Genomic DNA, 14,882 nt, shown 5'->3' on the forward strand with positions numbered 1-14,882 from the left:
CGGGAAGGCGGTCGCGCGAGCGCTGCCCAACCGCGCCGGCGAGGGCGGCCGCGCCGATCGCGGCGCCGGAGGGGGACCGCAGGCAATCTACGGCGACGGATCCCAGTTCGGATCGTCTCGTCGATGACCCTGCGCAGGACACTGCTGCTGCTCGCCGGGCTGGTGCTCGTGGCCTCGCTCGGGCTCGGGTGGTGGTGGTGGAGCCATCGCGACTTCACGGCCGAGGTCGCGTCGCGTCTGTCCGAGGCACTCGGTCGGCCCGTGACGATCGGAAGGATGGCAATCGACCCCCGCGGCATGATCGACCTGTACGAGGTCACGATCGCCGACGTCGCGCCGTTCGAGGGCACACAGCTGCTGCACGCCGAGCACATCGATCTCGAGGTCTCGTTGTCGGCGCTGCTCGATCGCGAGATCGTCGGCGTCGTGTCGGTGCAGGCGGTCGAGCTGCACGTGACCAAGCGTGACGGCGCGACCAACCTCGCGGGCCTGCTCCCCCGCCGCGGCGCATCCACTGGAGGCGTGGCGCAGGTCCACCTCGACGTTGCATTGCACGACGCGAAGCTGCGGATCGAAGACGCCGATCGCGGTGAGTCGCTCGAGCTCGAGGGCGTCGACGTGCGAGCCCTGCTCGACAACCGCGACGACGCGCCGCAGGCCGAGGTCGCGCTGGAGATCGACCGCGTGAGCCTGCACGGCGTCACGCTCGATCACGTGGTGGCGACGGCACGGGCCAGCCGAGACGCGGTCGCACTGCAGGATCTGCACGCGAGTCTCGGTGAGCACGGCACACTCGAGGGCCACGGTGAGCTGTTCCTGCGCGGCGATCGCAGCTGGCGCTTCGCGATCTCACTCGCCGACGTCGACCTGGCCGGCGACGTGCGTCCGTTGGTGTCGAGCCTGTATCCTCCGCTGTCCGCGAGTGTCGATGCCACCGCCGCGAGTGGCTCGCTCGGTGCCGAGCTCACCGTGAGCGCCACCGGGCTGCACTGGCCGCGCGTGCGCGAGAGCCTCATCGGCAGTGGCGTCGTACGCCTGCACGACGTGGCGCTCCCGGCCCAGTCGCTGCTCGTCGACCTCGCCGCCCTGGCCGGTCGCAGCAGTGATGCCGTGCACCTGCGGCGGGTCGCCATCGAATTCACCGCCGCGCAGGGTTGGATCACGCTGGCGCGCGTGACCACCGACGGCGAGCAGGTCGACGTGCCGTTGACGGGTCGCGTGGGCTTCGACGGCACGCTCGACCTGCGCGCCGACCTCATGCCGCTGGTGGCAGTGTTCGGCGGCGGGGCCTACCGCGCAGTGGCCCGCCACGCGACCTCACTGCCGGTGCGCATCGAAGGCACGCTCGACGCACCAAGGCTCGCCCCTCCCCGCGCTTCGGAGATCGGCGCCAGCTTGCTGGGCGGAGCGATCCGCCGCGCGCTCGAGCAGCCGTAGCAGAGATCAGGGCGAAAGCGCGGTCCGTTCGTTATGCTGAGGCCGCCCGATGGCCGCTGGCTTCGCATGGACCGCCCGCCTCGCGATCGCGATCGTCGCGCTCGGCGCGACCGCGTGCCTGCAGCCGCCGGCGGCCGCGACCGCGGCGGTGCGGCCGGTGGATCCAGCGTCGTTGCAGCGACTGCCACCCGCGCAACGTCAGGCGCACACCGCCGCGCGCGCCTGCGAGCAACACGACGCGGCCGCGTGCGAGCGGCTCGGCGGCGCCTACTGGGCCGGCTTCGGGGTGAAGCAGCATCGCTTCCACGCGCTGTCGCTGTGGCAGTACGCCTGCGATCGCGGCGTCGGCTCGGCCTGCGAACAAGCCGCCGCGGTCTACCTCGCCGGTGAGTTCGTGCCCCGCGATCGTGCGCGCGCCGTCGTGCTCTACGACCACGGCTGCATCGCGGGTCGTGCGACCGCATGCACCCGCTCGGGCGAGCTGGCCAACGCCGCCGACGCCGAGACACCGGCGCCACGCCGGGCCGCGAAGTACCTCCGGCGCGGCTGCGACCTCGGCGATCCGCAAGGGTGCCACCAGCTCGGGCTCGCGGTCATCGACGGCCGCGGCGTGCCGCGCGATCCCGAGGCGGGCATCTTGTTGCTGCGGGCCGCGTGCGAGGGGGGTGCGGCACTCGGGTGTCGCCAGCTGGCGGTGTTCCACGCCGAAGGTTCGTTCGTACCCAAGGACCCCGCGCTGCGCGACGAGCTCGCGCTGCGGGCGTGCGAGCTCGGCGACGGCCCCACCTGCACCGAGCTCGGCGTCGAGGCCCACGAGCGTGGCGACGACGCCACCGCGGCCGAGTTCTTGGTCGCCGCGTGCGAGGCCGACGACGCGCGCGGCTGCGCGTTGCTGGGCGACGCGCGGGCACTGGCGACCCCCGCCGACGGCGAAGCCGCCGGCCAGGCCTACGCGCGCGCCTGCCAGCTCGGCATGTACGAGGCCTGTGGTCGCGCCGCCGCATTCGTCGGGGCGGGCGGCATCGATGCCGAGCAGCTGCGGGTGCTCTACCGCACCGCGTGTGAAGACGGCGCGCTCGATGCCTGCGACTACCTCGCGGGCATGTACCAAGACGGCGTCGGTGGTCCGGCCGATCCGGCCGCGGCCGCGCGGCTGTACGACCGCGCCTGCGTGGCGCAATACGCCGACGCCTGTGTGCACCTGGCATGGATGGGTCGTCACGATCACGGCCGCGAGCCGCTGCGCTGGCTCGAGCGCGCGTGCGAGCTCGACGAGAAGGCGTGTCTGGTGCTCGGCGAGGTGCACGAGCGCGGCATGGTCGTGGGCTCGCAGCGCACCGCGGCCGCCGAGGCCTACCAGCGGGGCTGCGCGGCCGACTCGCCGGAGTCGTGCTACCGCCTCGCGTCGGCGATCTCGCGCGGCGTCGGGATCGCCCGCGATGAGGCCGCGGCCGCGCGGCTGTTCTTGGTCGCGTGCGATGCCGGTCACGCGGAGGCCTGCGCCTCGCTCGCGCTCGCCTACGACAAGGGTCGCGGGGTGCAGGCCGATCCGATCTCGGCGAAGTACTACCGTGCGATTGCCTGCGATCTCGAGCCCGCCGCGTGCAAGGCCACGCCGAGCCCCGGCGCGGCGAGCCCGGCCGGCGCTGCCACCTCGCCGCCCGAGCGCGCGCCGTGAAGACCGCGTGCGCGTGGCTGCTGGCGTGCGCGGGCCTGTGGGCCTGCGATCGCGGCACCGGCACCGCTGCGGCCCCCGATCCAGCGAACCCGGCCGCGCCGACGGTCGAAACCCCTGCCACCACCACGGTCGCCGCGCCCGAGCCCGCGCCGGTCCGCGTCGACGCGCCCCTGGGCACCCGCGGCGAGGTCGTGTTGGTCTCGTTGGGCGAGGTCGAGGCCGATCTCGTCGACGCGGTCGAGGTTGCGCTGCGCGAGCATCTCCAGGTCGACGTGCGACGGCTCGAGCCGATGGAGCTGCCCAAGCGCGCGTGGTACCCGAAGCGCAAGCGCTACCGCGCCGACGTGTTGCTCGAGGTGTTGCTCGAGCAGATTCCCGACGCACCCGCGACCACGCGGATCCTCGGGCTCACGGCCGTCGACATCTCGACGACGAAGGATCCATACCCGGACTGGGGCATCTTCGGGCTCGGCTACGCACCGGGCCAGGCCGCGGTGGTGTCGTCGTTCCGCCTGCAGCGCAAGGCGCGAGATCGACAGCACGTGCGCACGCGCGTCGCCAACACTGCGACCCACGAGGTCGGTCACACCTTCGGTCTGCCCCACTGCACGGAGCTACGCTGCCCGATGCAGGATGCCGAAGGCAGCATCGCCAACACCGATTCGGCGAATCCCGATCTCGGCGCGGCCTGTCAGGCCAAGCTCGACGCCGCGTTCCCACGCCGGCCCGGCCCGGGCTGATCACTGCTACATTCCGCGTTCGCACGGTGCTCGACGGCGACGACGCTGGCCGGCGGTGCATCGCGTGCGGCGTGCCCGATCGATGCTGGCGGTCGCTGCTACCTCGTTGATGCTGCTGACGGGCGCACGTGCGGTACCCGTGCGCCTCGAGTGGGACGCGCCACGCGAGTGCCCCGGCCACGACGAGGTGGTCGGCGCGATCGAGGCTGCGATCGCCGGCGCGCCGCCGCGCGAGGGTGCGATCGACGTGCGCGTGCAGGTCACGGCCTCGCGCGAGGGGCTGGTCGCCCTGCTCAGCGTGCGCGCGCCGTGGGGCAACAGCGAGCGCGTGGTCGAGGCCGACGACTGCGCCGAGATCGTGCGCACGACGGTGTTGGTCGCCGCGATCGCGGCCGACGCCATCGGCACGACCGACGACGACGACCAGGACGCCGCGACCGACGATGACGACCCGAACGTCGCGACCGACGCCGACACCGGCGCGTCCGCGGTCGAGGGCCCCACGACGCCGCCGCTCTCGCCCCGCACGACGCTCGAGATGCCGCCCGCTCCGGCGGTCGACGACGTCGAGGTCGCGCCGCCGGCCACCGACGCAACCGCTCGATCGGCGCGCGTGTCGATCCCGACGACGACGACACGCGCGACCCGGGGATGGCAGGGCAGCGCGCGCCTCGACGGCAGCTTCGGACTCGGCGTGGTGCCGGGCCCCGGCGGTGGCGCGGGCCTGGCCGTGGGTGCCGCGCGGCGCCGCGTGGCGTTCGGGCTCGCCGCCACCTGGTGGTTCGCGACCCGGACCGCGCGCACGGCCAGCGGCGCGTACGCGAGCGTTCGCATCCTCGCGGTCGCGCCGTTCGTGTGCGGTCACGTGCCGATCGGGCCGCTGGCGATGGGTGCATGCGGTGAGCTCGAGCTCGGCGGCGTGCGCGGCGTCGGGCACGACGTGCGGGGTCAGCAGCAACGCACCCAGCCGTGGGTGGCGATCGCCGCTGGGCCCAGCCTGCGCTGGGCATTCGCGCGGCGCTTCGCGGTCCAGCTCGACGTCGAGGGCTTGGTCGTGCCCTACCGCGCGCACTTCGTGATCGCCAACGAGGGCACGCTCTACCGCGCCTGGCCCGCGGCGTTCCGGACCCGGCTCGGACTCGAGGCACGATTCCCGTGACGGATCCCCGCGGCCGCAGGGAAGATGGGTCGCCGGGGGCCCGCGATCCGCAGCAACCCATGGGCGAGCACGCACTCGATCTGCACGCGACGTTCCGCGATCACCACGACTTCGTGTGGCGGTCGTTGGCGCAGTTCGGCCTCGCGTCGACCGAGATCGACGACGCCCTGCAGGACGTGTTCGTGATCGCGTACCGCCGACGCGCCGACTTCGACGGTCGCACCGCGGTGCGGGGGTGGCTGTACGGCATCGCGCGCAACGTCGCGCTCAAGCACCGCGAGCGCACCGCGCGTGGGCTCGCGCGCACCGCCCCGGTCGAGGCCGCCGCCGCGGCGGCCAGCGACGACGCCGTCGATCTCGAGCTCGCGCGACAGGAGGCCGCCGTGCTGGTGGAGCGATTCCTCGCGGTGCTGGACCTCGATCAGCGCACGGTGTTCGTGCTGGCCGAGATCGAGGGGCACTCGGCGCCCGAGATCGCGGCCATGGTCGGCAGCAACCTCAACACGGTGTACTCACGACTGCGCCTGGCCCGGCGTCGGTTTGCACGGGTGCTCGAGCTGCGCAGCGAGGACGCGCGGACGGGATGGGATCGATGAAGCCGCGTGACGAACCCCGTGAGTTGCTGAGCCGCTATCGCCTGACGCACCCGGGCCCTGGCCACGCGGCCGACAACTGGGCGCGCGTGCAAGCGCGCGTGGCCGGCGACCGACGGCCGGCCCCACGTGCCCGACCGCGACTGCAGTGGTGGACCGCAGGTGCCGCGCTGGCGATTGCCGCGGCGCTGCTGCTGCTGCTGCGGACGCTGTTGGTCGCCTTCTCCGTGCGACCCGCCGAGGCCGACGGCGCGTCGCAATCGGTCGATCGACACCTCGGCGATCCGACCGGCGGCACCGCGGTGCGAGCAGGTCCGCCGCTGCACGACGCACCGATCACGTCCGACCCGGCCACCACGGCGGCGGAGCCCGGCCGCGATGCGGGGACGGTCGACGCGATCCCCCCTCGGGTCAGCGCGCGCACCTCGACGCGTCCGCCGGTGTCACCGGCACCGGCATCCGACGGCGTCCCCGGCAGCGACGAGGTCGAGCTCATCGGCCGCGCCCGGCGGGCGCTGGCCCGCGGCGACCTCGAGGCCCTCGGCGCAGCGCTCGACGATCACGCGCAGCGCTACCCCGGCGGCGTGTTGGCGGAGGAGCGCCTCGCGTACGCAGTGCAGCTCGCCTGTCGTCGGGGCGACCGCGATCGCGACGACCTGCGCACGAGCTTCACACGGCGCTTTCCCGGTTCGCACCATCACCGTGCGATCCGCGAGTCGTGCGGTACGAACGGTGATTGAGCGGGACGTGACGGATCGCCGACGACGCGAGGAAGCAGCTGCGATGACGACGACGCGACGTCCCCCCACGACCTGGCTGCCGGTGACCCTCTTGCTGGGATGCGTGGCCGGCCCTGGCGTACTCGGCTACGGCGACGACGGCATGGGCGGCGACGCCGGCGGTGGCAGCTCGGCGGGCGAGTCGAGCAGCGGCCAGGTCGGCGACGATGGCCCGGCGTCCGCGAGCGGCGACGACGGCAGCAGCGACGACGGTGGCGTGACCGCGTGCATGCCGATCGACACCTTCGGGGTGACCTACACCGAACCGACCCTCACGATCACGCAGTACGACAACCTCGTGCACGATCTGACCGGGCTCTCGACGAGCTTCGCGACCGGTGCAGACCGGATGGTCGCGGGCTTTGCGGTGGGCTTGCCGCTGACCCCGGCGACCCGCGCCATCGCCAGCGAGGTCGCAGCCGCGGTCGATCTCGCCGCGCTGCTCCCGTGCGACCCGAGCACCGTGACCGGTGACGACGCGCAGGCCTGCTACGACGCCTTCATCGCCCCGTTCGCCCGCGCCGCCTGGCGTCGCGCAGTGGTGGCGGACGACCTCGAGGGCCCCAACTCCGCCTTCGCAGGCGCAGAGGACTTCGCGTCCGGCGTACGCGCTGCGATCGCGTCGGTGCTCGCCGACGATCGCTTCCTGCTGGTCGCGCAGGACGGCACACCGACGCCGGGCGACGCCGCACTCGTCGAGCTCTCGGCCCACGCGCTCGCGTCGCGCCTGGCGCTCTTCCTGTGGAACTCGGGGCCCGACGAGGTCCTGCTCGCGCTGGCCGACTCCGGTGAGCTGCTCGAGCCCGCGACGCTGCACGAGCAGGCCGAGCGCCTGCTCGCGGACCCCCGTGCGACGCGCATGGTCGACGACTTCCACACCCAGTGGCTCGGCCTGCAGTACCTCGCGGGGGTCCCGAAGGACGCGGAACTGTTCCCCAGCTTCGAAGCCGCCCGCGACGACCTGCGGCAGGAGACCTTGTCGTTCGCGCGGTCGGTCATGCTCGAGGGCGACGCGACGCTCGCGACGCTGCTCGACGCGCCCTACACCTACGCCAACGCCACGGTCGCGCAGATCTACGGCGATGACATCGTCGATCCCGCGCCGATCGGCGCCAGCTTCGAGCGCGTCGCGCTCGACCCCGCCCGCCGCGGCGGTGTGCTGACACAGCCGAGCTTCGCCGCGGTGCACTCGGCCGACGATCAGATCGGCTTCTCGCGGCGCGGCCTGTGGCTGCGCACCAACCTGCTGTGCACACCGGTGCCGCCGCCGCCACCGATCGAGACGCCGCTGCCAGATCCCTCGCCCGACGTGCACGGCCACAAGGAGCTGTGGCAGGCAGCGGTCGGCGACCCCGATTGCATGGGGTGTCACATCCTGTTCGATCCGCTTTCGTTCCCGTTCGACAACCTCGATCCCGTCGGCGCGTGGACCGACGTGCTCGACGGCGCGCCGGTCGACCCCAGCGGCACCACCGAGGGGTTCGACTTCGCCGACCGCGAAGACCTGGTGAACCAGCTGCTCGCAAGCGACGACGTCGCCGCATGCATGGTCCGACAATACGCCCGCTACGCGCTCGATCGCGATCTCGAGCAGGCCGATGCGTGCACGCTGGAGACCCTGCGCGAGACCCTGCGCAGCAGCGGCGGTGACCTCCGCACGATGATGATCTCGCTGGTCGACGCACCCATGTTCCGTCACGTCCGCAGCGAGTGAGCGGTCAGCCCACGACCAGCAGGCCTGCGTTGGCGGTGAGCAACACGTCACCGGACACCGTGGCCGAGAACCAATACTCGCCGGCGCCGGGAGGCGTCCACGTCGCGGTCCCGCGGCCGCCCATCGCAGCCGGCTCGGCGAGCGTCTCGAGGTGCTCGTCGTCGCCGGCCCACGGCACGCGCCACGCGTCGAGCGCAACCGTGGTGCCGTCGGCGACCCCGGTCAGCTCCACCACCAAGTCGACCGCCTCGCCCACCGCGGCGCTGCGGCACGACCATGCCACGGCTGCGATCCGTGGGCGCACGACCGAGAGCGGGGTCTCGGTCTTGGCCCACGCGCCGCCGGCGTGACGAACCTCGGCGACCAAGGGCACACATTCGACGTGCCCGGGCAAACCGACGATGCGATCGAGTGGCACCGCGATCTCGAGCACGGCCACCCCGCCTCGAACCGTCGCCTTGCTGCGCAGCAGCACGTCCTCGTCGCGCTCGCGCAGTTCCTCGAAGATCCACGCCTCGACGCTCTCTGCGTCGAGGCCGCTCGCGCGGACGTGCAGTGTCGCGGTCGCGCCGGCGTCCACGCTCGGCTGCGCCCACGTGACCGCGTCGACGCCGACGATCTCGAGCTCGTAGTCGTCGTCGCCGACGTCGTCGCGCCGCACCGTCGCGTCGCCGCCGAGCTTGCCGCGCTCGAGCTCGCCACGGCCACGATAGAGCACGTATTCGATCCCGGGATACGCGCGACCGTTGCCGTCCAGCACCATGAACGCGACGCGGTGGCGGGTCGCCAGCGACTCGAGCGGCGTGCTCTCGACCGGCGTCGGCCCGGCACTGCCGCCGACGCTCGGGCGCCGGGTACCGGGGCACTCCTCCCACGAGCGCCAGGGATCGAGGCCCTCCGGCGCTTCGTCGGCGCGGTGGAGCTCGTCGATGGTCATCGGGACCGCGAAGCGCACGTCGGCATCCGTCCACCACGGACGCGCGGCATCGTCGGTGTCACCCTCGCTGGCGCGCGCCCACGGACGTAGGTCGTCGTCGATCGCAACCATGGCGCTCACGGTGTCGCCCCTGCGGCCGGTGGTGTGCTGGCCAGCCGACGCACGACCGCGGCGAAGTCCGCGGTTGCCTCGAGCTGTTCGTTCTTGAAGCGGACCAGCGCCCTGCGCGAGGAGCCACCCCAATTGCCGTCGACGCTGGTGAGATAGGGCTTTCGCTTGGCGTCTTGCCACCGCGTGAGCCAGTGCTGCACCAGCAGGGCATCGATGCCCTTGCCGTCGCCGGCCGTCAGCAGATCGCGGGTCGCCGGCAGCTCGAGCCTCGCGAGCTCGCGGCCGAGATGCGACAGCACCAGGGTGTTCTTCGCGTCCGGCTTGTCGATCGTGCCGCTGGGCGCCAGCGCGATGCCGTGCGTGAGCAAGTCCGCAAGTGAGCGCGACGCAGCGCCGTGTAGCGCGAAGCCTTCCCCGGCGTACGCGATGTCGACCATGTACGTGTTCGCGTCGCCACCGACCGGCTCCGCGCGCACGTCGACTTGGATCACCTGGGTCGGCGCCACCGCCGTCAGCGGCAGCGGCCGCGCGCGACCGACAGCGTCGAGGCGGGCGACGAAGGCCGCGACATCCGCGGGCACGCTGGGTTGCCCGACCTCGAGCTGCATCGCGGGGACCAGGTTGGGCAACACCGCCAAGCGCACCAGCTCGGTGATCATCGCCGCGTCGACGGTGGGTCGACCGCGGGTCCTCGCCACCGCCTTGACCTCGTCCTCGAGCAGCGACATCGCATCACCGTCGACGCTCGGTCGCCAGCCGCCGGCCGGGATCACATGCTCGCCGCGTTCGCACGCGATGCGGGTGAAGCCCGCGGACCAGCCGGAGCGCCCGCCATACGTGAGGATGAAGCGCCACAACGCATCGGTGGTGCCCGGGCCGAAGCCTCCATCGGCGCGCTGGATCTTCCACTGCTCGCCGCGCGGCTCCTTCTTGCGCAGACATGGCAGGCCGACCGCGAGTATGCGCGCCAGATACAGCTGCAGCTTGCCGACGTCGTTGCCGTGCTCACCGGCACGCTTGCCCAGCAGGCGGGTCGCCACCGACAGCTCACCACGACGTGTCTCGGGCAGATCGCCCCCCGACACCGTCACTTCGAGCTTCGACGATGCATCGACGGCCGCACGCGCAACCACCTCGACCCGCACCGTCGTGCCGTGGCGCGCCGGCCACTCGCGCGCCGCAGGCAGCTGGAGCGCGGGTCCGGGGACCAGCACACGACGGCCGTCGGTACCGCCTGCACGCTCGACGTACGCGCCGTCGACGGGCAGGATGCGGAAGTCATTGCCGTCGAGCGCGAGCTCGATCTCGTCGGGCGGGGCCTTGGCCCACTGCAGGGCGATCGAGACCGCCACCACGTTGGCCGCCGCGTCGCCGAAGCGCCGGGTGTCGTCGGCGAGCAGGAAGCCATTGTCCGGCTCGACGCCCGCGAAGGGGGAGCTCGCCGGCATCACGCGCACGCCGGGCTCGCACACCGAGACCCGCGTGATCTCCCCGCGATGCAGCTTGACGGCCATGCTCGGCACCGCGACCTTCAGCAGCGAGAGCTCGAGCTCGGCAATGATGTCGCTCGCCGGCACCGACGGCAACGAGCGCCGCAGCAGGCCGTGCATCGTGAAGCGCACCTCACCGGCGCGACGGTCGGCAACGACTGCGATGTCCTTGTCGGCCAGGGCGAGCGTCGCATCGACCTCGTCCGCCGATGTGTCGGCCAGCTTCACCGTCAGCTCCACGCCGGTGGTGAGCCACTCGAGCAATCGTAGCGGGTGGTAGAAGTGGAGCTTCCCCGTGGGCAACCCCAGCTTCGCGGGGTCCGGCGGCCATGCCTGCTCGAGCGGCGGATGGGCGTGCCCGGGCCCCCCGCGATCGCGTGCGGTGACGTGCTCGGCCCACGGCTGCGTCCACTCGCACTCGTGCACGGCGACCAGCTCGGCGAGCTGCGCCGCGACCTCGCGATCGGCACAGAACGAGTGGAATGTCTCGGGGTTGTGCGCGCCGCGTTCGAGCTCGGCGCGCAAGCGTGCGGCGGCCGCGTTGGCACCCAGACTCGGGAGCGCCGCCAGCTCGGCGATCACTCGCTCGAACGCGGGGGTCAGCGGCTTGGCGTCGTGTTGCGCACCGAAGACGCGCCAGCGACCGTTGGCCGCGCCAGCGAGCACGTGCTGGTCGGCAAAGACCTCGAGGTGGACGCCGTGGGTTGCCGGCGTGATGTGTCCCGCACGGCCGATCGTTCGCTGCTCGAGGTGATGCCACGGTGGGCAGCCGAACTCCTTCACGTCGGCGTCGACCGCCGACGGCACGTCGACCCAGCCCGCGACCATCGCGTCGGAGAGCTCGCGCAGCCGCGCGTCACGGCGATCCCATGCGATGCCGAGGTCGTCCTCGAACTGATCGCCGCTGGCGCCCAGCACGACCTCGACGAGCGCGCCCTGGGCACCATGGGCGTCCTTGACCAGGCCGAGCGACGGCCACGCGAGGCCCTCCGGGAAGCCCTCGAGCGTGAGCTCCTGCTTGCCGATGAAGCGCCAACCGTGGCGCCCGGCGTCGAGATCGAACGCCAACACCAGTGCCTTCGCCTTCGGCGAAGGGCACACGCAACCGTCGCGACCGACCGCGAAGCCAGTCGCCCCGAGTCGCGCGACGGCGAGGCAGCTGTGACCACTGGCGAGGCGATCGCGGATGCCACCGCCGGCGTGGGTGCGCGCGGCCGCGAGCTCCTGCCGCAACGCGTCGAGGGCCTCGCGGGCCAGCCACACGCACGGCACCGCTGCGAGGTCGCCGCGACCATCGCGCTCGAGCAACAGCGTCGTCGGTGCGACGTGTTGCGTCACGGTGCCCACCGTGAGGCTGACGCCGCCGTCGTCGCGCAGGGTCGCGATCGACAGCTTGGTCGAGCTACCCGCCAGCTCGGCGGCCTCGGCCGCGCGATGCGAACAGCAGCTACGCGCGTCGACGACCACCGCGACCGTGGCATCGACGAAGACCTGCAGCGGCGCGCCGGGCACAGCCTCGCCGAGCACGATGCCGGCGAGCCCGTGGCTGGCGTTCACCGACATCACCCGCTGGCCGTCGTGAACGAACAGCGCGTGGGCGCTGCGTCCGAACTCACCCGTGCGTCGCTCGTCCTTCGTCGGCGTCGCACACACGCGCCAGCGGGTCTGCGGGGTCTGGGCACTTGCGTCGTCGACCGCCACCGCGGCGTGCTTCGCCGGCAGCTTGACCACGCCGGCCACCTTCGCCCCGGCGACGGTGAGCTCGACCCGCAGCGCGTGATCACGGGTCATCACCACGTCACCGCCCGCGGCCCCGAGCGCGTTGCGCTCGTTGGCGTCGTGGCTGCACACCGGCGTACCAGCGACGCGCGGCAGCGTGCCAGCGAGCTCGACCCAGGCCCCATCGTCGCGCTCGTCGAGCACCGCGAGCGACCAGTGTTGCGCCGCATCGGCATCGACGCGCAGCGCGAGCGCCTTGGTGGTCCAGCGCTTGGGCAGCTCGATGAACGCGCCGCTCAGATGGCTGCGCACGCCGACCGCCGCGTCGTCGGGGGCCGTCAGCGGCTGCGGCTTGGCCATCGTCCACGCCCCCGCGTGGCGCTCCGCGTCGCCGAGCGCCACCGCGAAGCGCTCGCCCACGCCGGCGACCTCGATCGCGCGTGCCGCGGGTCGCGGTCGATCGCTCGCGGACGGCCAGGCCGTGGCGGCCACGCTGTGCGCGACGTCGTCGCGGTCGAACGCGATCACGTCGAGCCCGGCCTCCTTGCGCACGCGCGCGTCGGGACGAGCGCCCGTCGGACACAACGCACGCAACAGCGTCTGCGCCCCTGCTGCGCCGCCTTCGAGGTGAACGAGCGCGCTGAACAGCAGCTTCTCCCCCGCGCGGCGGGGCGCCGCCGGTGGCACCAGCGCGAGGGCCTTGGGATCGAAGCGATGCCGCACGATGACTGCGCCGGCATCCACGCCACCCGCGACGCGTGCCGGAAAGCGCGCTGCCACGAGTTCGCCGCCCGCGAAGGGCAGCACGTCGACGGGTCCGTCGGCGGGCAGGTGGATGCCGTCGTGCCACGCTCGCGAGCCGCCGATCGGGAACGGCGCCTTGGCGCCCAGCAGCTTGTCCCATGCGCCCGCGAGCGCCACCTCGCCGGTCGGCGGCGCATCGGCTCCGCCGTAGGAGATCGGCAACCACGGCCCGCCGCCGTCCTTGCGCATGTGCACGCGCGCGATCGAGACGTACGCGCGTCCACCCGCGGACGCTTGATCGACCAAGAGTCCTGCGCGTAGCGCCGGCCAGCTGTTGCTGGCGCCCTTGTCCGCGCGGGCGGAAACCCCGGCGACCCATGAGCGATCCGGCCGCGCGCCGACGTGGCGCCATCCGCGGTGCCCGACGCCGCCGAAGTAGCGCGCTCCGCTGGGCTTGAAGTCGTCGCCGAAGTTGGCCTCGAGGCGCAGGCACAGCTGCGTCGCGGGGTCGTAGTCGACGATCAACCAGTTGTGGTGACCGCCTTGGATCACATAGATCTCGCCCGGCGCCAGCTCGAGTCGATCGTCGAGGTCGAGCAACTCGGCGACCCCAGCCTCGACGTAGGCGCGCGGCGGCCCGAAGCCACCATCGGACGCGAAGCGCTTGTTGGCGTTGTTCATCGCCCAGTCGTGCTGGCCGGCGCCCCAGCGCGAGCCGAACGCACTGCCGTGGGTCCGCAGCGCCGCACCGACCAGCACCGCTTCGACGAACATGCAGCAGTTGGTGAACCGATGGCCGTCGCGCCCGCGCATCGCGTCGGCGTTGGGCCCATCGAAGCCACCCGCGCCGTTGGCCTTTGCGAGCGCGAGCAGATCCTCCGGATAGCCGGCCTCGTCGGTGGGCAACAGCTTGTGCTCCGCGTACGCGTAGTCGTAGTCCACGAACAGCGCGGCGACGTCCCAGAAGTGGCGCGGGTCGATGTCGAGTTCGCTGGCCATGTCGTCAGCGCGAGGGCTCGAAGGGTTCGATGGGCACGTACAGACGGGTCGATCGACGCAGCAGCCCGTAGCGCTCGATCGCGACCTCGAACACGAACTCGTAGCTATCGCCCTCGACCTCGAGCGGGGCTCCCAGTGCCTGCTCGGCGAGATCGAGCACGTACTCGCCCGACCACTTGCCACCACGGATCGTTCGCGAGCCGGCGAGCGTGCCGAGCACGTCGTCGGGGTTGCCCTCGTCGCTGTCGTCCTCGAGCAGCGTCAGCGTGATGGGCGTGTCGTCCGGGACGTTGCGGGTCTCGACGTGCAGCCACAGGCTGTCGCCGGGCCAGGCGCAGCGCTTGGACCAGAAGGCGCGCGTGATCGCCGGCGGTCGACGGATCCGCAGCACGGCATCGAGTTCGGCGGCGTAGCGCATGGCCACCCGTTGAGTGGGGGCCACCCGGGATTTCCGTCACGCCGGCGGCATCGAGGCAGGATCGGGCGCCAGCGGCCCCTGACGCCCGATCCCGACCATCCGGCGAGGCCAGGGCGACGGGCGCCGTCGAGCGGCTCTGCTACGATGCCGGCCGTGAGCGGGCATCAACGCAAGACGCTGGTCCAGCGCCCCGAGTGTCGCATCGAGCGCTGCTCCTGCGGCGTGTACCACGTGAGCGTCGGCGCGATCACGATCCGCCTGGCGCAGGCGCAGCTCACCACGCTGTTCGAATCGCTCGGGCTCGCGCTCGCGCCGACCCTCGACGGCGAGCGCGACGACGAAGATCCCCCGGTCCACTGACGGG

The 14,882-nt window shown here is 72.6% G+C and carries 11 protein-coding genes; 8 read left to right on the plus strand and 3 right to left on the minus strand.

The genetic code is table 11. From position 1 onward, the window contains the following. The first annotated feature begins 123 nt into the window (after nt 1-123). The 7 genes from IPH07_21660 to IPH07_21690 all read left to right on the plus strand — a co-directional run bounded on the left by IPH07_21660 (nt 124) and on the right by IPH07_21690 (nt 8,100). A complete protein-coding gene (locus IPH07_21660) occupies nt 124-1,437 on the plus strand; it encodes a hypothetical protein (GenBank protein MBK6920020.1) in 1,314 nt (437 codons plus the stop codon). Nucleotides 1,438-1,486: 49 nt separating this feature from the next. Next, nucleotides 1,487-3,115 (plus strand): sel1 repeat family protein, encoded by a 1,629-nt coding sequence (locus IPH07_21665; GenBank protein ID MBK6920021.1) that lies wholly within the window; start codon nt 1,487-1,489, stop codon nt 3,113-3,115. Further along, nucleotides 3,112-3,855 carry a hypothetical protein gene (locus IPH07_21670; protein ID MBK6920022.1) on the plus strand — a complete coding sequence of 248 codons (744 nt, stop codon included), beginning with the start codon at nt 3,112-3,114 and terminating at the stop codon, nt 3,853-3,855. Before IPH07_21665 ends, IPH07_21670 begins: the two co-directional genes overlap by 4 nt. Nucleotides 3,856-3,964: 109 nt before the next feature. Continuing rightward, a complete protein-coding gene (locus IPH07_21675) occupies nt 3,965-5,014 on the plus strand; it encodes a hypothetical protein (GenBank protein MBK6920023.1) in 1,050 nt (349 codons plus the stop codon). Nucleotides 5,015-5,073: 59 nt separating this feature from the next. Beyond that, nucleotides 5,074-5,610, plus strand: a complete 537-nt coding sequence (locus IPH07_21680) for an RNA polymerase sigma factor (protein ID MBK6920024.1) — start codon at nt 5,074-5,076, stop codon at nt 5,608-5,610. Beyond that, nucleotides 5,607-6,347 (plus strand): hypothetical protein, encoded by a 741-nt coding sequence (locus tag IPH07_21685; protein ID MBK6920025.1) that lies wholly within the window; start codon nt 5,607-5,609, stop codon nt 6,345-6,347. The genes IPH07_21680 and IPH07_21685 overlap by 4 nt, the downstream gene beginning before the upstream one ends. A 43-nt stretch (nt 6,348-6,390) precedes the next feature. Further along, nucleotides 6,391-8,100, plus strand: coding sequence for a DUF1592 domain-containing protein (locus tag IPH07_21690; protein ID MBK6920026.1), 1,710 nt, complete (start codon nt 6,391-6,393; stop codon nt 8,098-8,100). A 4-nt stretch (nt 8,101-8,104) separates the two neighbouring features. Here the strand turns inward: IPH07_21690 and IPH07_21695 are convergent, their stop codons facing one another. Genes IPH07_21695 through IPH07_21705 form a run of 3 tightly spaced genes read right to left on the minus strand, consistent with a single transcriptional unit; the run spans nt 8,105 to nt 14,518 of the window. Next, complete coding sequence (locus tag IPH07_21695) at nt 8,105-9,148, minus strand: hypothetical protein (GenBank protein MBK6920027.1); 1,044 nt, start codon at nt 9,146-9,148, stop codon at nt 8,105-8,107. A 5-nt stretch (nt 9,149-9,153) separates the two neighbouring features. Beyond that, nucleotides 9,154-14,100 (minus strand): hypothetical protein, encoded by a 4,947-nt coding sequence (locus IPH07_21700; protein ID MBK6920028.1) that lies wholly within the window; start codon nt 14,098-14,100, stop codon nt 9,154-9,156. Nucleotides 14,101-14,104: 4 nt separating this feature from the next. Next, complete coding sequence (locus tag IPH07_21705) at nt 14,105-14,518, minus strand: hypothetical protein (GenBank protein MBK6920029.1); 414 nt, start codon at nt 14,516-14,518, stop codon at nt 14,105-14,107. Nucleotides 14,519-14,671: 153 nt separating this feature from the next. Between IPH07_21705 and IPH07_21710 the strand changes: the two genes are divergently transcribed. Beyond that, nucleotides 14,672-14,878, plus strand: coding sequence for a hypothetical protein (locus tag IPH07_21710; protein ID MBK6920030.1), 207 nt, complete (start codon nt 14,672-14,674; stop codon nt 14,876-14,878). The last annotated feature ends 4 nt before the right edge of the window (nt 14,879-14,882 follow it).

This window comes from Deltaproteobacteria bacterium (assembly GCA_016709225.1).
GTDB classification, from domain to species: Bacteria; Myxococcota_A; Polyangia; order Nannocystales; family Nannocystaceae; genus Xiheibacterium; species Xiheibacterium phototrophicum.

Excerpts from the sequence above, each read along its gene's own strand:
- IPH07_21705 (MBK6920029.1), bottom strand. The coding sequence starts at position 14,518 with ATGCGCTACGCCGCCGAACTCGATGCCGTGCTGCGGATCCGTCGACCG.
- IPH07_21665 (MBK6920021.1), top strand. The coding sequence starts at position 1,487 with ATGGCCGCTGGCTTCGCATGGACCGCCCGCCTCGCGATCGCGATCGTC.
- IPH07_21690 (MBK6920026.1), top strand. The coding sequence starts at position 6,391 with ATGACGACGACGCGACGTCCCCCCACGACCTGGCTGCCGGTGACCCTC.
- IPH07_21695 (MBK6920027.1), bottom strand. The coding sequence starts at position 9,148 with ATGGTTGCGATCGACGACGACCTACGTCCGTGGGCGCGCGCCAGCGAG.
- IPH07_21680 (MBK6920024.1), top strand. The coding sequence starts at position 5,074 with ATGGGCGAGCACGCACTCGATCTGCACGCGACGTTCCGCGATCACCAC.
- IPH07_21700 (MBK6920028.1), bottom strand. The coding sequence starts at position 14,100 with ATGGCCAGCGAACTCGACATCGACCCGCGCCACTTCTGGGACGTCGCC.
- IPH07_21685 (MBK6920025.1), top strand. The coding sequence starts at position 5,607 with ATGAAGCCGCGTGACGAACCCCGTGAGTTGCTGAGCCGCTATCGCCTG.
- IPH07_21660 (MBK6920020.1), top strand. The coding sequence starts at position 124 with ATGACCCTGCGCAGGACACTGCTGCTGCTCGCCGGGCTGGTGCTCGTG.
- IPH07_21675 (MBK6920023.1), top strand. The coding sequence starts at position 3,965 with ATGCTGCTGACGGGCGCACGTGCGGTACCCGTGCGCCTCGAGTGGGAC.